Raw genomic sequence first — 264 nt, forward strand, 5'->3', positions numbered from 1 at the left:
GCGTTGAGCATGCTGATGAAGATCGCAAACTTGCCCTCGCCATGCAGGCGGCGGAAATCGTCGGGTGTGTAGGCAATGCCGACCCGCTCGGGGAAGTCGCGCACCATGGCGCTGATGATTTTGTAGCGTACTTCCTGTTCGTTGCGCGCGCCGTCGACGAAGCCAGCGGTGGGCTTGTGCGGCGCGTTGGGGCCGTTCCAGATTTCCGGCCAGCCAAAGATCGTCAAGGCGGCTCCCGACAGGCGTCCGCGTGCGGCCTTGATC

1 protein-coding gene is annotated in these 264 nt (G+C 63.6%); it reads right to left on the reverse strand.

The features are described 5' to 3' along the window. On the reverse strand, positions 1 to 227 hold a 227-nt coding region (locus tag FJ988_RS30580; protein ID WP_281407766.1), incomplete at its 3' end, for a membrane dipeptidase. Positions 228 to 264: the final 37 nt, after the last annotated feature.

This window comes from Mesorhizobium sp. CU3 (genome assembly GCF_006442965.1).
Lineage (GTDB): Bacteria > Pseudomonadota > Alphaproteobacteria > Rhizobiales > Rhizobiaceae > Mesorhizobium.